Raw genomic sequence first — 20,514 nt, 5'->3', positions numbered from 1 at the left:
AATATCTACATAAATTAGAATTACCGCCCTTCTATACCCAAAAAAGTTATAACTTTGTATGCTTTTTGCAACCTAATATTTGGTGCACTGTAATGCACTAAAAGGTAGACATTAAAATATATATCATTAAAGATGAAGTTATCTCAATTTAAATTCAACTTACCAGAATCATTACTTGCTTCTGAACCTTCTGAAAATCGTGACGAATCGCGCTTGATGGTCCTACACAGAGATAGTGGTAAAATTGAACACAAAATTTTCAAAGATGTATTGGATTATTTCGATGACAAAGATGTCATGATTTTAAACAATACTAAAGTTTTTCCAGCGCGTCTTTATGGTAATAAAGAGAAAACTGGAGCTACGATTGAAGTTTTCTTGCTGCGTGAATTGAACAATGAGCTTCGCCTTTGGGATGTATTGGTCGATCCTGCACGCAAAATTCGTGTTGGCAATAAATTATATTTCGGCGATGAAGACTTGCTGGTTGCTGAAGTAGTGGATAATACAACCTCTCGGGGCCGTACGATCCGGTTTTTATTTGATGGTACCGATGAAGAGTTCCGCCGTAATATCGAGATCTTAGGTGAAACACCACTACCTAAATACATCAAGCGTAAAGCTACACCAGAAGACAAGTTCCGCTACCAAACTATTTACGCAAAGAATGAAGGGGCTGTTGCCGCTCCTACGGCTGGACTTCATTTCTCTAGAGAATTGATGAAACGCTTAGAATTGAAAGGCGTTGATTTTGCAGAGGTTACTCTTCACGTTGGCCTTGGAACTTTTCGTACTGTTGAAGTGGAAGATTTAACTAAACATAAAATGGATTCTGAACAGTTTATCATAACTGATGAAGCTGCAAAAGTTGTTAATAAAGCTATCGACAATAAACGTCGCGTATGTGCTGTAGGAACGACTTCCATGCGGGCAATAGAATCTTCTGTTTCTGCTGACCATCATTTAAAGGCGGCGTCGGATTGGACAAGTAAGTTTATTTATCCGCCTTACGATTTCAGTATTGCAAATTCCATGATCACGAATTTCCATACACCGGAATCCACTTTGCTCGTGATGATTGCCGCATTTGCAGGTTATGAAAATGTAATGAATGCATATGAAGTTGCTGTGAAGGAAAAATATAGATTCTATAGCTACGGCGATGCGATGTTGATCGTTTAATCCTATGTTTAATAATAAATAAAAAACGTGGATAGTCACAAGCTATCCACGTCTTTTATAAATCTTAACTTTCAATACCATGAACTTTGTCATTATCGTTGCAGCCGGAACAGGAAGCAGAATGAATAGCGATCTTCCAAAGCAGTTTCTTTGCTTAAATGAACTGCCTATTGTCATGCATACAATTAATCGATTTTGTCAATCTAAGATTGTATCGGAAGTAATACTAGTGATCAGTAAGGTAATGGAGGGATTGTGGAATGAATTGTGTTCGGAGCATAACTTTACTTTACCTATCCATCTCACTTATGGTGGTCGAACCCGATTCGAAAGTGTTAAAAATGGGATTAATTACATTGAGGAAAATTTTAAAATCGGTTCAGAAGATTATATAGCAGTACACGATGCGGCGCGGCCTATCATTACTGAAGACCTTATAAACAAAGCATTTGAGGGAGCCTATGATCATCAAGCGATTGTATTAGGGAAAAAGAGTATTGAATCCGTCCGGATGGGAGATGTATCCTTTAATTCGGCTGTAGCTAGAAATCATATTTGGTTAATACAGACTCCGCAGGTATTTCATGGAGAGTTGCTATTAAAATCCTATCAGCAAGTGGAAGATCCCCTTTTTACGGATGATGCGTCTGTGGTAGAGAAGATGGGCAACAGTATCGCTATTATAGAAGGTGATGCTAAAAATATAAAGATCACCTACCCTCAAGATCTACAAATTGCCCAGCTCTATTTAAATTTGATTTGAAATGTATTACGCGTTACCACGGATGACACGCAATAATACCACAATAATTGCAATGACCAAAAGGACGTGAATAATGTTATTGCCAGCTGCATAACCTCCAAAAAAACTTATCGCCCAAATGATAACCAAAATAACAGCGATGATATACAGTAAATTTCCCATTTTCTTTTAATAATTTAATACCTAAATCTATTTTTATAGGTATAACAAGAAAAACGGAAATATAGTTTTATAATAAATAGATTAGCTGATCTCCAGCTGTAACCTGTCGTAGGCCAGCAACATGTTTTTTGGCAATTCTTTCGAAACAATTTCATGCAATCCCATTCGATGTCCTATATGTGTAAAATAAGTTTTATCTGCCTGAATATCGTAGGCAAATTCAATCGCTTCGTCCAAGGTTAAATGCGAAATATGAGATTCTTTCTGGAGTGCGTTTACAACAAGTACTTTAACACCTTTCAATAGCTGTCGTGATTCTTCACTGATAAATTTTGCATCGGTGATATATGCAAACTCTCCGATCCTGAAACCCAAGACTGGCATTTTGTAATGAAGTACCTCGATAGGCATGATTTCCGTTCCGAATAAAGGAAAAGAAGCACCAGCCCTTATCTCCTCCAAATCCAACCTCGGAGCTCCCGGGTATTTCGTTTCAGTGAAGGCATAATAAAATTCGCGCCTTAGCGCTTCGTGTAGATCAGCTGTACCGTAAATGGAAATAGAACTATGCTGCTGATAATTAAACGCTCTTACATCGTCCAAACCGGCAATATGGTCTTTATGCGAGTGTGTCATTAAAACAGCATCCAAGTGCATAACTTTCTCACGTAACATCTGATACCGGAAATCGGGACCAGTGTCTACCACTACTGTATGTTGATTATACTCAATAAGAATAGAAGAACGTAATCTCTTATCACGCTGATCTTCCGATTGGCAGACCTGACATTGGCACGCTATGACAGGTACCCCCTGGGATGTTCCGGTTCCTAAAAATGTAACTCTCAAGCTATAATTTTTGATTTCAATACCTCTTCATAAATTGGAAGAAGCTTCTCAGAAATGGCCTCCGAATCAATCTCAATATCCAATAATATGTTCCACAATGACTGGATTTTTATTTCAAGATTCGAAAACTTATTGACTACTACAACTTTTGTCGTCTGCAACATACAAGCACCTGTACGGAATGACCCCTTTTCATACCTAACTCTATACCCTTGTTCCTTAAAAAATTCCTCTAGCTTAGTTAAGCTGCTTTGTGTAAACGGCAACAAAATCTCTCCTTCTTTTAAAATTCTACCTCAGTATTCCAAACTTAGATAAATTTGATTTTATATACAAATAAAATACCCCTTATCGATCAATGGGCCAATTTAAGAAGTTCATCACTGAAAGTTTCCCAGCTAAATTTTCTTTTTTCGTCTATGATATTTGTTCTAAATTGTTCTTCTTTGTTGTAATGGTAAAAAGAAAAAATGCGTTCTGCGATTTCCTCCGCTTTGGGCTCGACAACATAACCAACATAGCTATCTTGAACCAATTCGGGCAATCCACCGACATTACTCACAATCATTGGAAGATCGAAATGATAAGCAACTTGGGTGATCCCACTTTGCGTAGCGCTACGATAAGGTAACACGACACAATCCGCAGCTGAAAAATAACGCCCAACCTCTTGATTTGGAATAAAATCAGTATGCATAAGAATAAACTCTTCGAGCTTATACTTCTTTATAAGATCCAAGTATAGTGCCGGGTCATCATAAAATTCCCCAGCAAGCAATAATTTAACCCCCATCTCACGCAACCTGGCATCGGTTAAAGCTTGCAACAAAATATCTAAACCTTTGTACTGACGAATAAATCCAAAGAACAGGATCACTTTATCCTCTTGATGAATATTAAGTAGTCTACGAGCTTCCTTTTTACTTTGATGAGTGCCATAGTTATCATAAAGGGGATGAGGGGTATACACCGCAGGCATTTTCGGGCTTAACAATTTGAGATCTTCCAGAACGCTTTTACTCATGGTGAGACAAGCATCAACAGATTTCAAAAAGTACCGGATCAAGAACTTATCTCCTAGTCGCTGTTCATGGGGAATTATATTATCAGCGATACATACTATTTTAGTATGCCTATTCTTCCGAACCTGTCGCTGGATGGTTCCCAAACACGGCCCAAAAAAAGGCATCCAAAATCGTACGATAAGGAGATCATATTTGGCATTTCTAAGTTCCTTGCCCACACTAATCCAATTAAATGGATTGATAGAATTTACTTTTGTTTTGATATGAAGTCCCTCTGGAGCAGACTCATCCGAGTATTGTGACTTTCCCGGAAAAAGAAAATTTGGATACTGCAGACTGAACGAGTAGATATCCACTTCATGGCCTAACTGCTGAAAGTGAGATGCTAACCGTTCATTAAAAGACGCTATCCCACCACCCCTTAATGGATAAGCAGATCCTAAAATCACAATGCGCATAACGACTTAAATGACTTTCTCAATTTGATAATCATTCCGATCGGAGCTGCTTCTAGAGACTAATTCTGCCAAGAAACCTGTCAGAAATAATTGCGTTCCCAAAATAATAGCGGTTAGCGCAAAGAAAAACAATGGTTGATCTGTTATATCTCTAAAAGGTGTTCCGCTGGCAATACTTATCAATTTATGGCAAATTAGATAAATAGATATAAATAAACCTGCCAGAAAACTAATAACGCCCATAACCCCAAAAAAATGCATCGGCCTTTTCGAAAACTTACCGACAAAAAATATGGACAATAAATCGAGAAAACCTTTCACAAAGCGGCCTGGGCCGAATTTGGTTGTACCATATTTTCGTGGATAATGCTGTACGATCTGTTCTTGTATATTTGTAAATCCTGCCCATTTTGCAATTACAGGTATATAACGATGCATTTCACCATACACTTCGATATTTTTAACAACTTCCTTTTTGTAGGCTTTTAGACCACAGTTAAAATCATGCAGGTTGTGAATGCCAGACATTGACCTTGTCACGCCATTAAACAATTTGGTAGGTAGTGTTTTGGTTAGTGGATCATATCGTTTTTGTTTCCATCCCGATACTAGATCAGCCCCCTTATTTATGATTCGGTCGTACAATTCAGGAATCTCATCGGGACTATCCTGGAGATCAGCATCCATTGTAATAACGACATCACCTTGTGCAGCAGCAAAACCCACATTTAATGCTGCAGATTTTCCATAGTTACGTCGGAATTTGATAGCAGAAATATTCGTGTTGTTTAACTTTAACTCTTCGATAACCTTCCAGGAATGATCTTTACTTCCATCGTCAACTAAAATAATTTCGTATGAAAAATGATTGGCCGCCATAACACGGTCGATCCAAGCTGTCAATTCGGGTAAGGATTCTTCTTCATTAAACAAAGGAACAACAACAGAAATATCCATGTGAATGTTAATCATGCTAAAAGTATAGTGTTATAATACCAACAAAGGTATTACTTTTTCAGCAATACCTTGTAGGAACAGTTTTATTTTGTTAGGCACTAAATGGCGTCCTGTCTAATCGCTAATTTTTCTCGCTTTGTCAAAGCTGATAGTAACAATGCAAAAACAAATTGAAACATCAAGGTGATCGCCAACCCCTTAAATATTTGTCCTAAGGTAATTTTGCCGATAGAATCAACTTGTTTTTCAAGCTCCGCTATTTTTGAATCTATAACTTCGTCGGGAACATTATTCTTTTCCATATACTCAATGGTTACGTTAATGGTATGAGTCACGACCTTTTCTTGTAACGTTGGATTAACGAAGTTAACATAGAGCTGTGTACCGATGGTGGAAATAATAGTAGAAATAGCAAGCATCATAAAGATCGATTTCAATGCTATTGAAAAGTTCCAGTAGCCACCATTTGCTTTCCGAAGAGCGAAAGCGAACAAGGCAGCGATGATAACAAAAACCGCTGTATTAACGATAAATGACATCGACATTACCCCCCAGAAGGAATTTAAGTCTTTGACAACAAACAGGACAATTAATCCTAGGATAAAAGAAATTATTCCCAATATGACACCATAGATAATACTTTTCTTTTTGTCGATTACCGCATCAAATCCTACATTACTTGGGTTGATTAAATCTGCCATAAAATTATTTATTATAATAAGTACTCATTATTTGATAAAGGGCAATATCAAAAGCTTTATTGGAAGACGCTTCAGCATATTCCTCAAATTGCTTTTCAGAGGGCTTAAATTCACTAAAAAAGCTCATAATAGGATAGAAAAGTTCAAATACCTCGCTTTTTGGATTTATTCCTTTACCGACTTTCGCGATTTCAGCATATGGACTATCGACCACAATTTGATTGGCAATGATATCTTCATAAATTTCATGCTCGTCTTGAAATTCGTCTTCATCAACCAGTAAAAACTCTTTTAAGAAGTCATCCAATTCAGGTTCAATCTCATCGTCTTTACATTCCCCTAAATAAAGAAAGATATTCAATAATTCAGTCCCACGATCGATGGTTTCATCTTCGATTGCTTCCCATTCTTCTGAATCCAAATAATCATCTTCCAGCTTCAATACATCGTTGGAGAAAAAATTCATCAATAAAAGATCAACATATATTTCGCGAAGTTCGTCAAACAAAGGATAGTCATCGAAAGACTGATCCAAGAGTTCTAACTTTTCCAAATAGCTTACTTCGGTGTTGAATACGCGAATAATCTTTTCAAGGAATTCCGGGGCTGTCGAAATTCCATCAACCTTGCCATAATTTAATATACCTGCCTCAACGGCTGCTTTAATATTTGCTTCCATGGTTTTTAATCGTTTTTAATAATTTGACTATTATTGATGACCAATTCGACAGCACCGTTTAAGGTCTTTCCGAATAAAGGTGAATTTTTTGATTTGGATTTATTGGTTTTCTCATCGAAATTCCATGCTTTCGATGTGTCAAATAAAACAAGATTGGCTTCTGCTCCCTCTTCAATCTGAGGTACTTCAAGTCCTAAAATTTGCCTTGGTCTGACGGACAGGCTATTTACAATTTGTTCTTCGTTCAATCCGGCACGAATCAACAGCGGCAGCACTGTCTGCAAACCAATAATGCCATTTTTAGCAATATGGAATTCGACATTTTTGAATTCTATTTCTTGCGGTGTATGTTGCGAGACAACAGCATCAATAGTTCCATCCTTGATTCCTTTAAGTAATACCTTAAGATCTGCTTTCGTTCTTAATGGGGGGCTAACCTTGTAATTGCTATCGAAACCAACAATATCTTCGTCAGTAAACACCAATTGATGTGCGGCAACATCGCAAGTGACTTGAAGACCTTTTGCTTTTGCTTTTTTTATCAGATCAACAGCTTCTGGTGTGCTTATGGAAGCAAAATGAATAGGAGCTCCTGTATATTCTGCTAGATAGAGGTCGCGCGAAACCATTAATGATTCGGCAAGGTTTGGAATGCCCTTCATACCTAAATAAGTACTCATAGCCCCTTCATTCATCTTGTTTCCTCCTGCCATCGACTCATCTTCAGCATGCGAAAAAATTAATCCATTAAACCCCTTAGCATACAACAATGCTCTGCTCATTAGTCCCGCTTGTTGAACACTCCTGTTTCCATCACTAAAAGCAACAGCCCCGGTTTGCTTCATATCAAATAATTCGGCCAATTCTTTGCCTTCTCTCTTTTTGCTGATAGCACCAATAGGATGTACATCCACAATATTTCCTTTCGCAGTATTGACAATTAGAGCGACCTCTGAACGGCTTTGAATAGCTGGCTCGGTATTAGGCATCACGGCTACCCCAGTGAAGCCACCTGCAGCTGCTGCTGCTGTTCCGCTTAAGATATCTTCTTTGGTTTCTAGCCCAGGCTCTCCAAAATTAGCATGTAAGTCAAAAAAACCAGGCGCTAAAATTTTTCCGGAGCCATCGAGGGTCTCACGATCTTTATCCGCTAATTTGACAGATTTTCCAATCTGTGCAATCTTTCCCTCTTCAATAAATACATCCACTTGCTGCTGATGAAATTTATTTCCAGGTAAAATTACTTTAACAGAAGTAATCAATAAGCTTTTCATATATGATTGTGATTGAAATTAAAAGGATACAAAGTTTTAATCGAAGCACGTAGCTTGTGCATCGTGAACAGGTGGAAAGGCGCTTTATCACTATAAATCATATAGCTATAAATAACTTTTTCGCTTGATGCTTGTGATTGCTTCATTTCGAGAAACAAAGTTACAAAATACAAATTTATTAAAGAACATTAAAAATAGATTTCGGCATCGATTACCTAGGAATTTTCTCCCCACTGATAATGCTTAAAGTCGAATCCGGCAAGACTCAAAATACGATCGACAACGGTTTCTGCTACCTCTTCAAGCGTCTTTGGCAAACTATAAAATGAAGGCGATGCCGGACAAATGATGCCACCTGCCTCTGTCACCAATTTCATATTCTGAATGTGAATGATACTTAAAGGTGTCTCACGTGTAACCAAAATCAGTCGTCGCCGCTCTTTTAAGATGACATCAGCAGCGCGTGTTGTGAGATCTGAGGATATGCCATGCGCTATTCGCGACAATGTACCCATCGAACAAGGACATACAATCATGGTATCATAGCGAGCGGACCCCGATGCAAAAGGAGCAAAAAAATCTCCTTTATCATAAAATTTGAAAGGTACATCCTGGTAACTTTCATCGCCTAATTCCGCACGCCATACATCCTTCGCATTATTCGACATAACAATACCAACTTCCGCGATTTGTGTTTTTAATACCAACAGCTTCCTAAGTAAAACTTTAGCATAAATTGAGCCACTAGCTCCCGTAATGGCTATAACTATCTTCCTTTTAGACATCTCTTTTAAAATATAAAACAAAGCTATAAAAAAAGGGTCGCAGTGAGAAACACCCGACCCTACATCTACCTATGAAAAACATGCCCTTGGGAGGGGCTTAACAAAAGTACATCTACTTTTTAATTTACGGAAATATTATGTGCATTACTACACATTTGTGTATATAAAAAATCAAAAAATAGGCTCTTTGGGCTATTTCGATTTCAATACACCTTTTAAAAAAGCTAAGCTCTCACTTTTAATTCGGATATGGATCGTCACAAATTATCAATAATTTCTCCATTCAAACATTTATTGTCATGAATAAAGTTTATTTTAGTAAAGAATTTAGACAATTAATAAACACATGAGCCTCTCTATTTTAGAACAATACATAGAACAAGGAAAAAGCCACGACATTGATCTGTTATTAATTGGAAATCCAGAACTTTTACAGGAAACAACAAGTCATGGGATTTCGCCACTTCTATTAGCATGCTATTACAACAAACCTCAGATCATACGGGTACTTTTACAACATACCAAGTCCATGACTATACATGAGGCTTGTGCTGCAGGATTAACATCCTATCTTGAGGCTATTATTTCGCAGGTCCCTTCTGTAATCAATGAATGGTCATCGCAGGGTTTTACGCCATTGACCTTAGCTACATATTTCAACAAAGTAGACATTGTTCGTTTATTGCTATCCAAACGTGCAAATCCAAACACCGTAACCAAAAATGAACAACTCACTACAGCATTGCATATTGCCGCCTCAAACAACAATGAAGAAATTGGGAAATTGCTTATCGATGCGGGCGCCAATGTCAATGCTATTCAGGCCACAGGCGAAACTCCGCTTCATTTTGCTGCCCAATATGGTAACATCGATTTTATCGTTGCCTTACTTGAAAATGGAGCAGACACAAGAATAATCAATAGTGCCGGATTATCACCAATGGATCTAGCGTATGAAAAAGGTCATAAAGAGATTGCAGAAATTTTAAAAAACTAGCTACCTTTTAAAATCTCCATACCGATTCTGCACTGAAGACAACGTTTCCTATCGCAGTAAAACTGCTTCAGCTGCAACATTCCCTGCGTCTTGCCTGCATCTTTAACATCCCAATCATATTTAGCAAATTGCCGCACGATATTATTTTTTTCAGCAGGAAGCTCCTCCAATAACTGTAAAGCCTTTTCAATATAGGACTGAATGCCAAAATATTTTCCATATGAAAAAAGGAATACGACAACTACATTAATTACCAGAAGATCAACAGTTTCTTTCCCGATCCAAGCACATTTTTTAGCTTTGTCTTTTGTGCCTAAACAAAAATGTGATTCCCAAAAATCACCTGAAGGTTCTATTTTAAACAATTCTCTCGCCGCCTCCAAGCTATCTACGGCCAAAAGCTTTGCCACCCCCAACTCGTTCTTACTGAATAAAACAACTAACTGAGCAATCCGTCGTTCGGGGAAATTGTAAGGTCTCATCCTCAACCTCTTCCATACACCAAAAACGATTTCTATATCGTGAATATGCTGTTGGTATTTAAATTCGTCTACTAATCGCTTCACATACCCACTAGTTGGTCTACTGAGCAATAAACCACTGATACCAAAAAAAATAGCTTCCGTTTTAAATAAGTTTGAACGGTATTTTTTTAGAATATGCAAAGGCAGTTTTTCACCGAATTCTTGAAAAGTATCAGCGTTAACTTTTAACCCCATAGATCTACACATCCATACCCAGAAGGTTTTTTCCCAATCAGTGTCAAAATGTTTCAGAATTACGAAAATCCGCTGAACTTTCATTTCCAAACGCTCAATTGACAGGGTATTCAGCCACATTGATTTTTTTAAGATATTGATAGGCCTAATCTGATACTCGCATGGAATCCAGCTTTTGGTATTCATCATATTGGCATATTTTTCCAATAAATTTTTATCTACGTAGTTCGAAAGTAGTAAAGTAGGAATAGATGTTCCATCATTTCGGTAGATAACTTTATCATTTTTCCAAACAACATGTAAGATCACGTTATTGTAAGTGACATCTTCTTGATGAGCATGTCGATCCCAATCTGATGATTGAACATGTATTTCTACATGACCAAACCAATCCTTATCTCCATATCTAATGTGCGACATGAGAAAATCGGGGCCAGAATCTGTATTGTATTGCCCCACTTGAACGACGGCTAGGGCCCCACCATCTGTGGAATTTAACCCATTTGCACGGAATAGCCGAAGTTTCCAGATAAACTGCATTAAGTTTTCTGTAACTAACATAATTGTAATTTTAAGAATTCAACTAACCGGCTATGGCTTATAATTCCCTAAATATACAAAAATTACTGTTTCTTATAGATCTTTAAAATATCATTGGAAACTAATTTACTTTCTAGTATTTGCCCCTTGAATAGAGGAGCCTTAATCCCGCTCGATAAATTCGTTTCAGACTCGAAGACCCTGGCCTCATCCCACAGCCCCGCATCTATAAACATTTGCAGGGTTGCTCGCCCGCCTTCTATGATTATAGATTGAATATCCATTAAATAAAGTTGATAAAGGATATTTTGCGGTAGATACAGACCATAATTTTCAAGCTCAATATACTTAACATTTGCTATCCAATCTGTCTTTTTAGCATTAAACACAATAGTATCGGCCTGACTATCGAGAATATGTGCATCCAGCGGAATGGCAAGATCCCTGTCTAAAAGAATACGCAATGGATTTTTACCCTTCCACTTTCTCACGCTCAGACTGGGATCATCTACAACTGCGGTATTTGTACCAACTAAGATAGCATCCTCTTCTGCTCTCCAACGATGAACGAGCTGTTGGCTTGCGGCATTACTGATCCAAACCTGCTTATTTTTTTTCCCTATAAAACCATCCCTGGTTTGCGCCCATTTTAAAATAACATATGGGCGGTATTGACCAATACGGGTAAAAAAACGACGGTTGAGCCAAACGGCTTCTTTTTCGAGCAGACCGATTTCAACTTCAATACCTGCTTCGCGCAGTATCTGCACTCCTCTACCATTGACTTTGCCGAAGGGATCCAAACATGCTATAAAAACTTTCAAAGGTTTTAGCTCAGCAATCATATTGGCACAGGGGGGTGTCTTCCCATAATGCGCACAAGGCTCGAGGCTGACATAAAAATTACTTCCTTCGATAAGCTCCTTTGCTTTTTCACCATACCTTTGCATAACCTGTTGTACAGCATTGACTTCAGCGTGCGGTCCACCGTAAGGAGAAGTATACCCTTCACCGATAATTTTACCGTCCAAAACAATGACTGCCCCAACCATTGGATTGGGACTTACTGAACCCGCCCCCATTTGGGCGAGTTCCAAACAACGATGCATATATTGCTTGTGCATATCCATAGATACAAAGCTATGAAAATCGTACCTTTGACACATGAAAATACTTCAAGATTTCGAATTATTATTTCAACATGAGCTTCAGGGGTTATATGATGAGGATGAAATAAAAGCAATATTCTTAGTGGTTGTTGCCGAAAAGTTTGGGTTAAATAGAACCAATTATCAATTGAGAAAAACAGATATCGTCAAGGAGGCGGATAAGGCTGAAGTACTTAGCATCCTTCAGAATCTAAAAAAGCACAGACCTATACAGTACATACTCAATAAAGCAGATTTTTATGGTGAAGTTTTCCAGGTCAATGAATCGGTCCTCATTCCACGCCAGGAAACTGAAGAACTTGTCGATCTGATCATCAAAAACCACAAATCTTCTCAAAACCTAAAAATTATAGATATCGGAACTGGCTCTGGCTGCATCCCGATCACCTTATCAAAGCATCTCAATAATGCCCTAGTAACAACGATAGACATCTCAAAAGAGGCGATAAAAACAGCACAAGAAAATGCTAAGAATTTAAAAACTCAGGTTCAATTTATCAATGCGGATATATTTGAATGGGAATACATTTTCTCCGACCAACATTATAATATCATTGTATCCAATCCGCCCTATATAACCCCGGGAGAAAAGCAGCATATGAATCAAAACGTATTGGCTCATGAACCTGAGCTCGCATTATTCATTGAAGAAAGCGCTCCATTGATTTTTTATGATGTTATTTCATCCTTTGCTTTGAAACATTTAACCCCAGATGGAGATCTATATTTTGAAATCAATCAATATCTCGGTCCAGAAATGAAGGAACTTATGGTCAAAAAAGGATTTGAACAGGTCAAACTCATAAAAGATATCAATGGAGCAGACCGAATAATCCATGCAAAAAAAGCGCGATAAAAAAATAATCCGTTTATTTATTAAGCAGTTAAGGCCTTTTCGTCGAAATTTGCACGCTATAATTTGGCATATATCAAAAGAAATTCTACCTTTGCATCACTTTCAAAAACAGAAAGGATTCCGTAGCTCAGCTGGTAGAGCAATACACTTTTAATGTATGGGTCCTGGGTTCGAATCCCAGCGGGATCACTAAAGAAGAGCTAATCGCAGGATTAGCTCTTCTTGTTTTAAAGATATTAGGATTCGAAAGAAGGGTCGGCCGGGTTCGATCCAATGGAGGCTCAGGGGCGTGCTTGGGAAATGAGGGGCTGAGCCAATCCCAGCGGGATCACTAAAGAAGAGCTAATCGCAGGATTAGCTTTTTTTGTTTAACACTTGCGGAAAACTTCTTTTTCATCAACAACGCTTTTCTTGATCTCCATTTGAAAACATGTTTTTTATCTTATCTTTATAATTTCAAGAATTTTCGGGCTTAATACATTAAAAACACTAACCGATAATTCAATAATAATTCTAGCGCTATCTTACCATCTATTGACGCTAGAACAATTACAATCAATGAAAGAGGATCGAGCACATGAAGAGATTTACGTTAAAAGAGATTGGCCGACAGTTAAACCTATCTCCAGGAACCATTTCCAAAGCACTAAACGATAGCCATGAAATTAGCGCAGAAACAAAAAAGTTAATTTTAGATTTCACGCAGAAAATTAATTATATACCAAATTTCTCCGCAAAAAGCTTAAAAACGGGGCGATCAAACACCCTAGCGATCATTGTTCCATTTATCTCAAGCTCTTTTTTCTTTGATTTTTATGAAGACATCTCCCTCATTTTATCACAGACGAATTATAAACTCATCCTCTTGCAGACATTTAACGATGAGAAAAAAGAAAAGGAAGCACTGGAACTTTGCATACAAAGCAATATCGAAGGAATAATCATTTCTCCTGTAAAAAATGATTCAAGTTTATCACTCTTGTTTTATATCATGGAACAGATCTGCCCTGTGATTATTTTTGACCGGATAAACCATCAACTTGACACCTTTAAAATCGGAATCCAAAACAACAAAGTCATCTATCAAGCAACAGAAGAAATGATCAAAAACAAACGCGAAAATATCATTCTTTTATTATGCAAAGATATCGGTGGAAATGTAAGCAGAATAAAAGGATATAAAGATGCCCTCTTTAATGCCTCTATTCCTTTTAAAGAAGAAAATATTGTTGAAATATCCTACTCAAGCCCAAAAGATAATATCGATGACGAACTGGAAAGCAAAATAAACACGTTATTAAATAAGCCCTCCGCTCCAAATGCACTCCTCTCAACGACAGACACCTTGTCGCTAAAAGTTTTGCACATATTAAATAAATTAGAGGTGAAAATTCCTGATGACATGAACTTAATTGGCTTTAGCAACACCCCTTTTGCCAACAGCCTCAACCCATCTTTAACAACAATCACCCAGCCAACACAGCTTATGGCAGAAAAATCAGTAGAGCTTCTCTTGCAGATGTTAAAGAAAAAAAACAAAAAGAATTATTTCGAATTCGAGACGTATTTTTTGGACTGCAGTATCGAACACCGAAAATCTACATCATCCCTTTAAAGAAAAGGTCAAAACCCCACTATGGAATTTTGACCTTTTCAGAAAATACCGATCTCTACTATTAACGATCGACCGCAACATCCACCAATTAAACCTTACTTAATCAATGATCGCAATGCATGGACAGGCAAATCTATTTTAGTATCATTGGATAGATTCCCGTTCAATGTTCCCCATTGCATACTATCTAAACGGACAGATGATTTTCCTTCAGTTTTGATATTCAGAAGACCAACTTTGGCTTCAGGTCCCTTCCTATTGAAATAAACTTCTGAATTGTTTGCCACAATATCTGCACTTTGATAATTCGTACGCGGAAGTCCCAAAACACTATTCGTTGTGTTAACAAATAAACGACCGACAAGAGAATTCCCCTTACTGTCCGTCCCGCCAAGATCATCAATAGTGGAATTTGTCAGGTTCAGATTCAATGTATTTATAACGGATTTCTCCGCAAGGGAAAATACCTCAACGCTATCACCTACGACAGTCAACTCGTTCAACCTGGCGGACAACTCGTTAATATCCGCATTTTTTAATTTTAAAACCTTAAGATCAGGTGAAAAAATATAGATCGACTTATACCCCCCCTCTCCTCCTGATAAAAGATCCAAGGTAAGATTGCCAGATTGATCGACATTCGCTTTCACAAAGTCGGCTTGACTTTTATTAACTTTAACCATAAACTTATCGCTTTTCACCCAATACAACCCTACACCGCTTGCATTGGTACCTACAATATAAAGCTTATCGAAAGCTGCCAAGGGGAACGACCGGTAATAAACATCCTTTGCACCTGGCTTGGATACCTCCTGCTCAACATCAGCATTATATTTTTTCGCATCCACTCGATTTATACGAACAAGGTAGGACGCGACAAGCATCGGAACCGCGAATAAGCCTATTGCTAATCCCATTATTATTTTTGTACTTAATTTCATGACTCATTTTGATTAAAATTCTGACTTACAAACCGTCTATAACGTTGCTCTAACTCATCCAGACCGATTTCCAATAAATAAATATTACGAAAAAACAAGGGAAGATCTTCTTCTAGAAAAATTGCCTTTCTATATAACTTCACATTCTTCACCGATTCTTGTGTCAGAAAAAAACCGATCCCGCGCTTATTAGCTATAATTTCTTTCTGCTGCAACATATCATAGGTCCGCATAACAGTATTGGGGTTAACCTCCATCTGAACTGCCAATTCCCTTACTGAGGGGAGTTTTTCATCCACTTTCCAGGTTGCCAGTAGAATATGATCACATACGTACTCAGCAATCTGAAGGTAAATGGCTTTATTTGCATTGAACTCCATATTAAATCTCCTTTTCTTTCAACCTTAAAAAAGCAACCGCCCAAATCATTATGGCAAGCAACACTCCTACAGCGCCGATCAATGCAAAAATATGATTTGAATCAGACCAATAGTTATTATCCATTGTACCTACGGTATCCTGGGTCTGAGTCTTCATTAAGTAAACAAAAAGACACATCCAAACTACACAGTAAAGCACAAGAAAAATAGCCGTCTTTACATATTGATAGTTTTGGTAGACGATCCCACCAAGTAAGAAAATTGCATTCAGAAGAATTGGTACAAAACAAAAATAATAAGCCGGTTCAGGGTATTGGACCTTGAAAAAGTATTGCCATAGATCCACTCTGATCGTTTCTCCTGATGGCTGTACTTCATTTACAACCACAGAACCAACGCTCCTCAAATAAGAAACAAATGCCAAATCAATCAAATAAAAGACCAATAAGTATGAACCAATACTCACGACAACCGTATAGAATAAGCTGACCAGAAACTTTTCCAATTGTGACGCTGGAATCATCAGCTCAAAAATCGCCCGGGTCTTCTTCCCTAAATCAGCAAAATAACTGCTCGAGATAACCGTTACAAAAATGAGTCCCAAGATACAAAACAACGGTGCTCTGAAATTTAGCAACGAGTAAGCAGTCTGATTTTTGATCCCATCATAATTTGATCCCAAATTAACTGCATAAAAACCAAAAATTATCCCGGCAATAATCCCTATTGACATCAGATAAATTCGCCCAAAACCAATCCATTGTCTTCGAATCAGTCCAAAAAAACGTGTAGAATTAAATAGATTTGACATATTCATGATGTTTAATAAGGTCCGTAATTTTTTCCTTGCACTGTAACACTGCATTAAATAGCAACTCCAAATCCAGTTTCGAATCTTCTGCCGCCGAGTTTGGGAGAATAACATTAAAACCGCCTACTCCTTCTTCGGAATAGAGTGTATCCAAAGGCAACTCTCTTACTTTTTTAAAGCATAAGCGATCAGTAATCACATGCATCGGAGCGTTTAGTGCAACCTTATGATCATCAAGTAAAATAACAGCATCAATAAGATTATCCAGATCACGCACCTGATGTGTGGAGATAATTACACATCGATCGTCAGTAATGGCAGAAGCCATGATCTTTTGAAACTGAACCTTAGAAGGAATATCCAAACCATTCGTTGGCTCATCCATGATGATCAATTTTGTGTTAGACGCTAAACCGAAAGAAATAATATATTTCTTTTTCTGTCCATAACTCATGTTTGCTAATTTTTGCTCAATGGGAATATCGAACTCACGAATAAGCTGATCAAAATATACCTGATCGAAGTTGGAGTAAAACCCTGCATTAGCCTTCAGAAACTGTTCTGATTTTACGGCAGGGAGATAAAACTCTTCCGGAATAAAACTAATCTCCCTTAACAAGGAAGGTTCCCTTCGATTAGGGTTATGCCCCAGCACATCAACCCGTCCCGAAACTGGATATACCAAACCGGCAATATTCTTGAGCAAAGTTGATTTGCCAGCACCATTCTTTCCCAATAGCCCATAGATATGCCCCTGCTTCAATTCAAGATCCATATGAAGAAAAAGGAGCCTTGATTTACTATAGCTGAAATTTAGATTTTGGATAGTAACCATACTACTGTATTATTTAATTAATACACTAATATAGAAACGTATTTTGTATAATTCCAAAAATATTTTAAAAAACACAGGCAGAGCTTTGCTTACGCTCAGGCATTATTTTAATTTAATAGCGCAGATCGGACATATGAAAACATAAACACTCAGTTTATGTAATAAACTTAATATAATGACAAACAGATATTTATTAAAAAAAATTATGAAATTCGTAATCAAATAAATCGTCATTTCGCTCGATGCGCATCATCCTCAAAAAAAACGCAAATCGCAAGTACCTTCAAAAACCCAAAATAACCGCATTCTAAGCTAAAACAAATCAAAATCACACCAAACCTTTCGGGAATGACAAACATCACCTCAAAGAGGCTCAAAACAACTAAAAATAGGACGCACAGCCCCATTATTAGTTATTAACGAGCAAATGCCTTCGTTCTCGATCACTTAGACGGCCTATTTGGTCCAGCTAATCGTTATTCTCCGCCTAATAGATAAACGTCGAATTAAACATAACAACAGCATTAACCAAGAGTTAAAAAAAACGCAAAACAATCTAATAACCAAAACAATAAAGTACTTATATAAACAATAAATACATATAAATATGACACCCCTTGAACAACAGATTAGTCAACTGATGACAAACAGCCGTTTATTTTATGCGATGCTATTGCTTAAAATAGCTTTAAATCTATTTTATTACCATCTTTGTCTGCATGATGAATTACATTTATCCTTTCATTCTAGCGATGCATTCTTTTTGGAGATGGGAGGTACTGATTGTACTAACGATTAGTCTCGTGAACTTTTTTTACAAAAGAAAAAAGGAACTTCCATTCTCCCCTACCGATCAATTTCTTGTAAAAACTACGGTTATTTCTTTTTATATTCAGCTAGTTTTAGGTTTTAGCCTCTATGTACTGAGCCCCATCACACAGTACTTCCTGCAACATTTCGACGAGGCTGTTCACCTCAGGCAAATTCGCTTCTTTGGCATGGAACACAGTAGCATGATGATTATTGCCGCAATCTGCTTAACATTAGGTGCCCTTAAAAGCAAAAACGCCGATACAAACGATCGACGTTTTAAAATATTATTAATCTGGTTTGGACTAGCTCTCCTGATCGTTCTTAGCTCCATTCCCTGGGAATTCTCACCGCTGACAAGCAGACCTAGTTTTCGATCATTTTAATTAGCTATTTTGCCAGTTGGCTTTTCTTTTATTTCGCATTGCATCCATCCCCTCTTTGAAATCATTGGTTTTACGCAAATCTGCCAAGCTCTCTAAGAGAAAGTTATACTTATCATCATAATCTTGCTCTTTTAATTTTCGCAGTGTTACAAATCCCCGTGATATAGCCAAGGGAGCATTTTCCAAAATCGTCCTTTTCAATTCTGTCAATACTGTTTCTTCGGGATCCAGCATGCCATACAAGATTTCCTTTTCCAAAGCCTCCTCAGCAGAAAAAGACCGACCGCTGATACAGAGATCCATCGCTTTTCTTTCAGGCATGTATTCTGTAAGCAACGCTAACACCTGAAATGGAAAGAGCCCAATTTTCACTTCAGGCAAAGAAAAACGTACCTGAGGGAGAGCAAACAGATACGTACAGGATAATGCTATCAAAAAACCACCTGCAATAACATCGCCCCTAACAACACAGATTGAAGGCTTATCTAAACAGGCAAATATTTCTGCCAGTGACTTTTCAACCTTGGGAATTGTCGAATTTCCAATATCTACCGTAGGGTCCTCAAAAGCTTTAAGATCCATACCAGCACAGAACACCGGACCTTCAGCCTCTATTTGTACTAAACGAACATCAGGATTGCTATTCGCCAGATTCAATGCATAGGCTATCTCGCTCACCATTGTCGGACTAAAAGCATTTCTTTTATCCGAACGGGCTAAGGTCAAGTTGAACACATGCCCCTCAACGTGCACTTTAATAAAATTCAGTTTTTCCATCTACAAAATCATTTGTCTGAAGCTATGCTCCAATCCGATTATTTCAGCATCAGTTCCTCGTCCAAAATAATGCAACAAGAGTTCTGAAGGTATATTACCAACCAAATCATCTTTTGCAAATGGACAGCCGCCATAACCAAGCAATGCGCCTTCAAATTTACGGCAACCTGCGAGGTAAGCTGCTTCAATCTTTGCAAGACTTTCCTCTCGCCTTGCATGAAAATGTGCACCTACTTCCAGAGTTGGAAAACGAGATTTAACAAAACTAAATAATTCCGAAATCTGATTTGCATCGGCTTCTGAAGTTGTGTCTGCCAAAGAAAATTCCCGGATACCCAGATCGCATAATTTTCCAATCCACTCTTCTACAAAAAGTGGGGACCAAGGGTCACTATATGGGTTTCCAAAAGCCATGCTAATATAGACGACTAGAGATTTATCCTGCGAGTCGGCCAAAGCTTTCATTTCTTTCACCTGCTGATAAGAAGCCGCCAAGCCCATATTGGTATTTCGAAGTTGAAATGTTTCCGATATTGAAAATGGATACCCTAAAAAGTCGATTTTCTCCTCTAGAGCTGCCTCCTGCGCGCCCCGAAGATTGGCGACAATGGCCAATAACTTCACTTTTTCATTCTTTCTGATTCCTTCTAGGACTGCTTTTGTATCCGCCAACTGCGGAACTGCTTTCGGCGAAACGAAAGATCCAAAATCAATAACATCAAACAGCTCACTTTCGATTAACGTATTGATATGTTTAATTTTCTTATCTGTCTCAATAAAGTTATGAAGCCCTTGAACAGCGTCTCTTGGGCAATCAACCAATACAACTTGATCCCTCATCAT

22 protein-coding genes and 1 tRNA gene are annotated in these 20,514 nt (G+C 37.8%); 7 read left to right on the top strand and 16 right to left on the bottom strand.

Annotated features, from left to right (window positions below; translation table 11 throughout):
• Window positions 1-132 precede the first annotated feature (132 nt).
• Entirely contained in the window at window positions 133-1,182 is a 1,050-nt protein-coding gene (gene queA, locus QE382_RS09650; protein ID WP_209574631.1) for a tRNA preQ1(34) S-adenosylmethionine ribosyltransferase-isomerase QueA, read from the top strand.
• Between the two features lie 79 nt (window positions 1,183-1,261).
• The gene (gene ispD, locus QE382_RS09645; protein WP_307185707.1) at window positions 1,262-1,945 is read left to right on the top strand and encodes a 2-C-methyl-D-erythritol 4-phosphate cytidylyltransferase; all 684 of its coding nucleotides are present in this window, start codon (window positions 1,262-1,264) and stop codon (window positions 1,943-1,945) included.
• Between the two features lie 6 nt (window positions 1,946-1,951).
• Here the strand turns inward: ispD and QE382_RS09640 are convergent, their stop codons facing one another.
• From QE382_RS09640 to QE382_RS09605, 8 genes are all read right to left on the bottom strand, one after another.
• A complete protein-coding gene (locus QE382_RS09640) occupies window positions 1,952-2,107 on the bottom strand; it encodes a lmo0937 family membrane protein (protein WP_209574636.1) in 156 nt (51 codons plus the stop codon).
• Window positions 2,108-2,188: 81 nt separating this feature from the next.
• Window positions 2,189-2,956, bottom strand: coding sequence for an MBL fold metallo-hydrolase (locus QE382_RS09635; protein WP_307185706.1), 768 nt, complete (start codon window positions 2,954-2,956; stop codon window positions 2,189-2,191).
• Between the two features lie 355 nt (window positions 2,957-3,311).
• Window positions 3,312-4,439: a glycosyltransferase gene (locus tag QE382_RS09630; RefSeq protein WP_307185705.1), complete on the bottom strand. Its 1,128-nt coding sequence runs from the start codon at window positions 4,437-4,439 to the stop codon at window positions 3,312-3,314.
• 6 nt (window positions 4,440-4,445) lie between these two features.
• Window positions 4,446-5,396: a glycosyltransferase family 2 protein gene (locus QE382_RS09625; protein WP_209575127.1), complete on the bottom strand. Its 951-nt coding sequence runs from the start codon at window positions 5,394-5,396 to the stop codon at window positions 4,446-4,448.
• A gap of 98 nt (window positions 5,397-5,494) precedes the next feature.
• Window positions 5,495-6,097: a DUF4199 domain-containing protein gene (locus QE382_RS09620; protein WP_307185704.1), complete on the bottom strand. Its 603-nt coding sequence runs from the start codon at window positions 6,095-6,097 to the stop codon at window positions 5,495-5,497.
• A gap of 4 nt (window positions 6,098-6,101) precedes the next feature.
• Window positions 6,102-6,776 carry a hypothetical protein gene (locus QE382_RS09615; protein ID WP_307185703.1) on the bottom strand — a complete coding sequence of 225 codons (675 nt, stop codon included), beginning with the start codon at window positions 6,774-6,776 and terminating at the stop codon, window positions 6,102-6,104.
• A 5-nt stretch (window positions 6,777-6,781) separates the two neighbouring features.
• Window positions 6,782-8,050 carry a dihydroorotase gene (locus QE382_RS09610; RefSeq protein ID WP_307185702.1) on the bottom strand — a complete coding sequence of 423 codons (1,269 nt, stop codon included), beginning with the start codon at window positions 8,048-8,050 and terminating at the stop codon, window positions 6,782-6,784.
• A gap of 215 nt (window positions 8,051-8,265) precedes the next feature.
• A complete protein-coding gene (locus QE382_RS09605) occupies window positions 8,266-8,835 on the bottom strand; it encodes a UbiX family flavin prenyltransferase (protein ID WP_307185701.1) in 570 nt (189 codons plus the stop codon).
• A 346-nt stretch (window positions 8,836-9,181) separates the two neighbouring features.
• Between QE382_RS09605 and QE382_RS09600 the strand changes: the two genes are divergently transcribed.
• The gene (locus tag QE382_RS09600; protein ID WP_307185700.1) at window positions 9,182-9,832 is read left to right on the top strand and encodes an ankyrin repeat domain-containing protein; all 651 of its coding nucleotides are present in this window, start codon (window positions 9,182-9,184) and stop codon (window positions 9,830-9,832) included.
• Here QE382_RS09600 and QE382_RS09595 read toward each other — a convergent pair.
• Both QE382_RS09595 and ribD read right to left on the bottom strand, forming a co-directional pair.
• A complete protein-coding gene (locus tag QE382_RS09595) occupies window positions 9,829-11,112 on the bottom strand; it encodes a DUF2851 family protein (protein WP_307185699.1) in 1,284 nt (427 codons plus the stop codon). The two genes, QE382_RS09600 and QE382_RS09595, sit on opposite strands and share 4 nt — an antisense overlap.
• A 62-nt stretch (window positions 11,113-11,174) precedes the next feature.
• Complete coding sequence (ribD, locus tag QE382_RS09590; RefSeq protein WP_307185698.1) at window positions 11,175-12,221, bottom strand: bifunctional diaminohydroxyphosphoribosylaminopyrimidine deaminase/5-amino-6-(5-phosphoribosylamino)uracil reductase RibD; 1,047 nt, start codon at window positions 12,219-12,221, stop codon at window positions 11,175-11,177.
• A gap of 34 nt (window positions 12,222-12,255) precedes the next feature.
• Between ribD and prmC the strand changes: the two genes are divergently transcribed.
• The 3 genes from prmC to QE382_RS09575 all read left to right on the top strand — a co-directional run bounded on the left by prmC (window position 12,256) and on the right by QE382_RS09575 (window position 14,731).
• Window positions 12,256-13,116, top strand: a complete 861-nt coding sequence (gene prmC / locus QE382_RS09585) for a peptide chain release factor N(5)-glutamine methyltransferase (protein WP_307185697.1) — start codon at window positions 12,256-12,258, stop codon at window positions 13,114-13,116.
• A 116-nt stretch (window positions 13,117-13,232) separates the two neighbouring features.
• Window positions 13,233-13,305 (top strand) — tRNA-Lys (locus QE382_RS09580).
• A gap of 388 nt (window positions 13,306-13,693) precedes the next feature.
• Window positions 13,694-14,731: a LacI family DNA-binding transcriptional regulator gene (locus QE382_RS09575; protein ID WP_307185696.1), complete on the top strand. Its 1,038-nt coding sequence runs from the start codon at window positions 13,694-13,696 to the stop codon at window positions 14,729-14,731.
• A 95-nt stretch (window positions 14,732-14,826) separates the two neighbouring features.
• On the opposite strand, the gene QE382_RS09570 is transcribed toward QE382_RS09575, so the two are convergent.
• The 4 genes from QE382_RS09570 to QE382_RS09555 are packed head-to-tail and all read right to left on the bottom strand — an operon-like array spanning window position 14,827 to window position 17,698.
• Window positions 14,827-15,672, bottom strand: coding sequence for a hypothetical protein (locus QE382_RS09570; protein ID WP_307185695.1), 846 nt, complete (start codon window positions 15,670-15,672; stop codon window positions 14,827-14,829).
• Window positions 15,669-16,052, bottom strand: a complete 384-nt coding sequence (locus QE382_RS09565) for a GntR family transcriptional regulator (RefSeq protein ID WP_070567719.1) — start codon at window positions 16,050-16,052, stop codon at window positions 15,669-15,671. Before QE382_RS09565 ends, QE382_RS09570 begins: the two co-directional genes overlap by 4 nt.
• A 1-nt stretch (window position 16,053) precedes the next feature.
• Complete coding sequence (locus tag QE382_RS09560; protein WP_307185694.1) at window positions 16,054-16,863, bottom strand: hypothetical protein; 810 nt, start codon at window positions 16,861-16,863, stop codon at window positions 16,054-16,056.
• Window positions 16,847-17,698, bottom strand: a complete 852-nt coding sequence (locus QE382_RS09555) for an ABC transporter ATP-binding protein (RefSeq protein WP_307185693.1) — start codon at window positions 17,696-17,698, stop codon at window positions 16,847-16,849. Before QE382_RS09555 ends, QE382_RS09560 begins: the two co-directional genes overlap by 17 nt.
• A gap of 719 nt (window positions 17,699-18,417) precedes the next feature.
• Between QE382_RS09555 and QE382_RS09550 the strand changes: the two genes are divergently transcribed.
• A complete protein-coding gene (locus QE382_RS09550; RefSeq protein ID WP_307185692.1) occupies window positions 18,418-18,894 on the top strand; it encodes a glycosyltransferase family protein in 477 nt (158 codons plus the stop codon).
• On the opposite strand, the gene QE382_RS09545 is transcribed toward QE382_RS09550, so the two are convergent.
• Together QE382_RS09545 and QE382_RS09540 are read right to left on the bottom strand one after the other, a co-directional pair.
• Window positions 18,895-19,671, bottom strand: coding sequence for an enoyl-CoA hydratase/isomerase family protein (locus tag QE382_RS09545; RefSeq protein ID WP_307185691.1), 777 nt, complete (start codon window positions 19,669-19,671; stop codon window positions 18,895-18,897).
• On the bottom strand, window positions 19,672-20,514 hold the full coding sequence (locus QE382_RS09540) for a hydroxymethylglutaryl-CoA lyase (RefSeq protein WP_307185690.1): 843 nt from the start codon (window positions 20,512-20,514) through the stop codon (window positions 19,672-19,674).

It is taken from the genome of Sphingobacterium zeae (assembly GCF_030818895.1).
In the GTDB taxonomy this organism is placed as follows: Bacteria; Bacteroidota; Bacteroidia; order Sphingobacteriales; family Sphingobacteriaceae; genus Sphingobacterium; species Sphingobacterium zeae.
The sequence above is the reverse complement of the archived record's forward strand: the minus strand, read 5'-3'. Positions and strand labels throughout refer to the sequence as shown.

Bases quoted from the DNA above. Each gene is read 5' to 3' on its own strand.
- QE382_RS09625 (WP_209575127.1), bottom strand. From the start codon at position 5,396: ATGGATATTTCTGTTGTTGTTCCTTTGTTTAATGAAGAAGAATCCTTA.
- queA (WP_209574631.1), top strand. From the start codon at position 133: ATGAAGTTATCTCAATTTAAATTCAACTTACCAGAATCATTACTTGCT.
- QE382_RS09550 (WP_307185692.1), top strand. From the start codon at position 18,418: ATGATGAATTACATTTATCCTTTCATTCTAGCGATGCATTCTTTTTGG.
- QE382_RS09545 (WP_307185691.1), bottom strand. From the start codon at position 19,671: ATGGAAAAACTGAATTTTATTAAAGTGCACGTTGAGGGGCATGTGTTC.
- ispD (WP_307185707.1), top strand. From the start codon at position 1,262: ATGAACTTTGTCATTATCGTTGCAGCCGGAACAGGAAGCAGAATGAAT.
- QE382_RS09540 (WP_307185690.1), bottom strand. From the start codon at position 20,514: ATGATGAGGGATCAAGTTGTATTGGTTGATTGCCCAAGAGACGCTGTT.
- QE382_RS09570 (WP_307185695.1), bottom strand. From the start codon at position 15,672: ATGAAATTAAGTACAAAAATAATAATGGGATTAGCAATAGGCTTATTC.
- QE382_RS09565 (WP_070567719.1), bottom strand. From the start codon at position 16,052: ATGGAGTTCAATGCAAATAAAGCCATTTACCTTCAGATTGCTGAGTAC.
- QE382_RS09615 (WP_307185703.1), bottom strand. From the start codon at position 6,776: ATGGAAGCAAATATTAAAGCAGCCGTTGAGGCAGGTATATTAAATTAT.
- QE382_RS09605 (WP_307185701.1), bottom strand. From the start codon at position 8,835: ATGTCTAAAAGGAAGATAGTTATAGCCATTACGGGAGCTAGTGGCTCA.
- QE382_RS09620 (WP_307185704.1), bottom strand. From the start codon at position 6,097: ATGGCAGATTTAATCAACCCAAGTAATGTAGGATTTGATGCGGTAATC.
- QE382_RS09575 (WP_307185696.1), top strand. From the start codon at position 13,694: ATGAAGAGATTTACGTTAAAAGAGATTGGCCGACAGTTAAACCTATCT.
- prmC (WP_307185697.1), top strand. From the start codon at position 12,256: ATGAAAATACTTCAAGATTTCGAATTATTATTTCAACATGAGCTTCAG.
- QE382_RS09595 (WP_307185699.1), bottom strand. From the start codon at position 11,112: ATGTTAGTTACAGAAAACTTAATGCAGTTTATCTGGAAACTTCGGCTA.
- QE382_RS09630 (WP_307185705.1), bottom strand. From the start codon at position 4,439: ATGCGCATTGTGATTTTAGGATCTGCTTATCCATTAAGGGGTGGTGGG.
- QE382_RS09600 (WP_307185700.1), top strand. From the start codon at position 9,182: ATGAGCCTCTCTATTTTAGAACAATACATAGAACAAGGAAAAAGCCAC.
- QE382_RS09640 (WP_209574636.1), bottom strand. From the start codon at position 2,107: ATGGGAAATTTACTGTATATCATCGCTGTTATTTTGGTTATCATTTGG.
- QE382_RS09560 (WP_307185694.1), bottom strand. From the start codon at position 16,863: ATGTCAAATCTATTTAATTCTACACGTTTTTTTGGACTGATTCGAAGA.
- ribD (WP_307185698.1), bottom strand. From the start codon at position 12,221: ATGGATATGCACAAGCAATATATGCATCGTTGTTTGGAACTCGCCCAA.
- QE382_RS09555 (WP_307185693.1), bottom strand. From the start codon at position 17,698: ATGGTTACTATCCAAAATCTAAATTTCAGCTATAGTAAATCAAGGCTC.
- QE382_RS09610 (WP_307185702.1), bottom strand. From the start codon at position 8,050: ATGAAAAGCTTATTGATTACTTCTGTTAAAGTAATTTTACCTGGAAAT.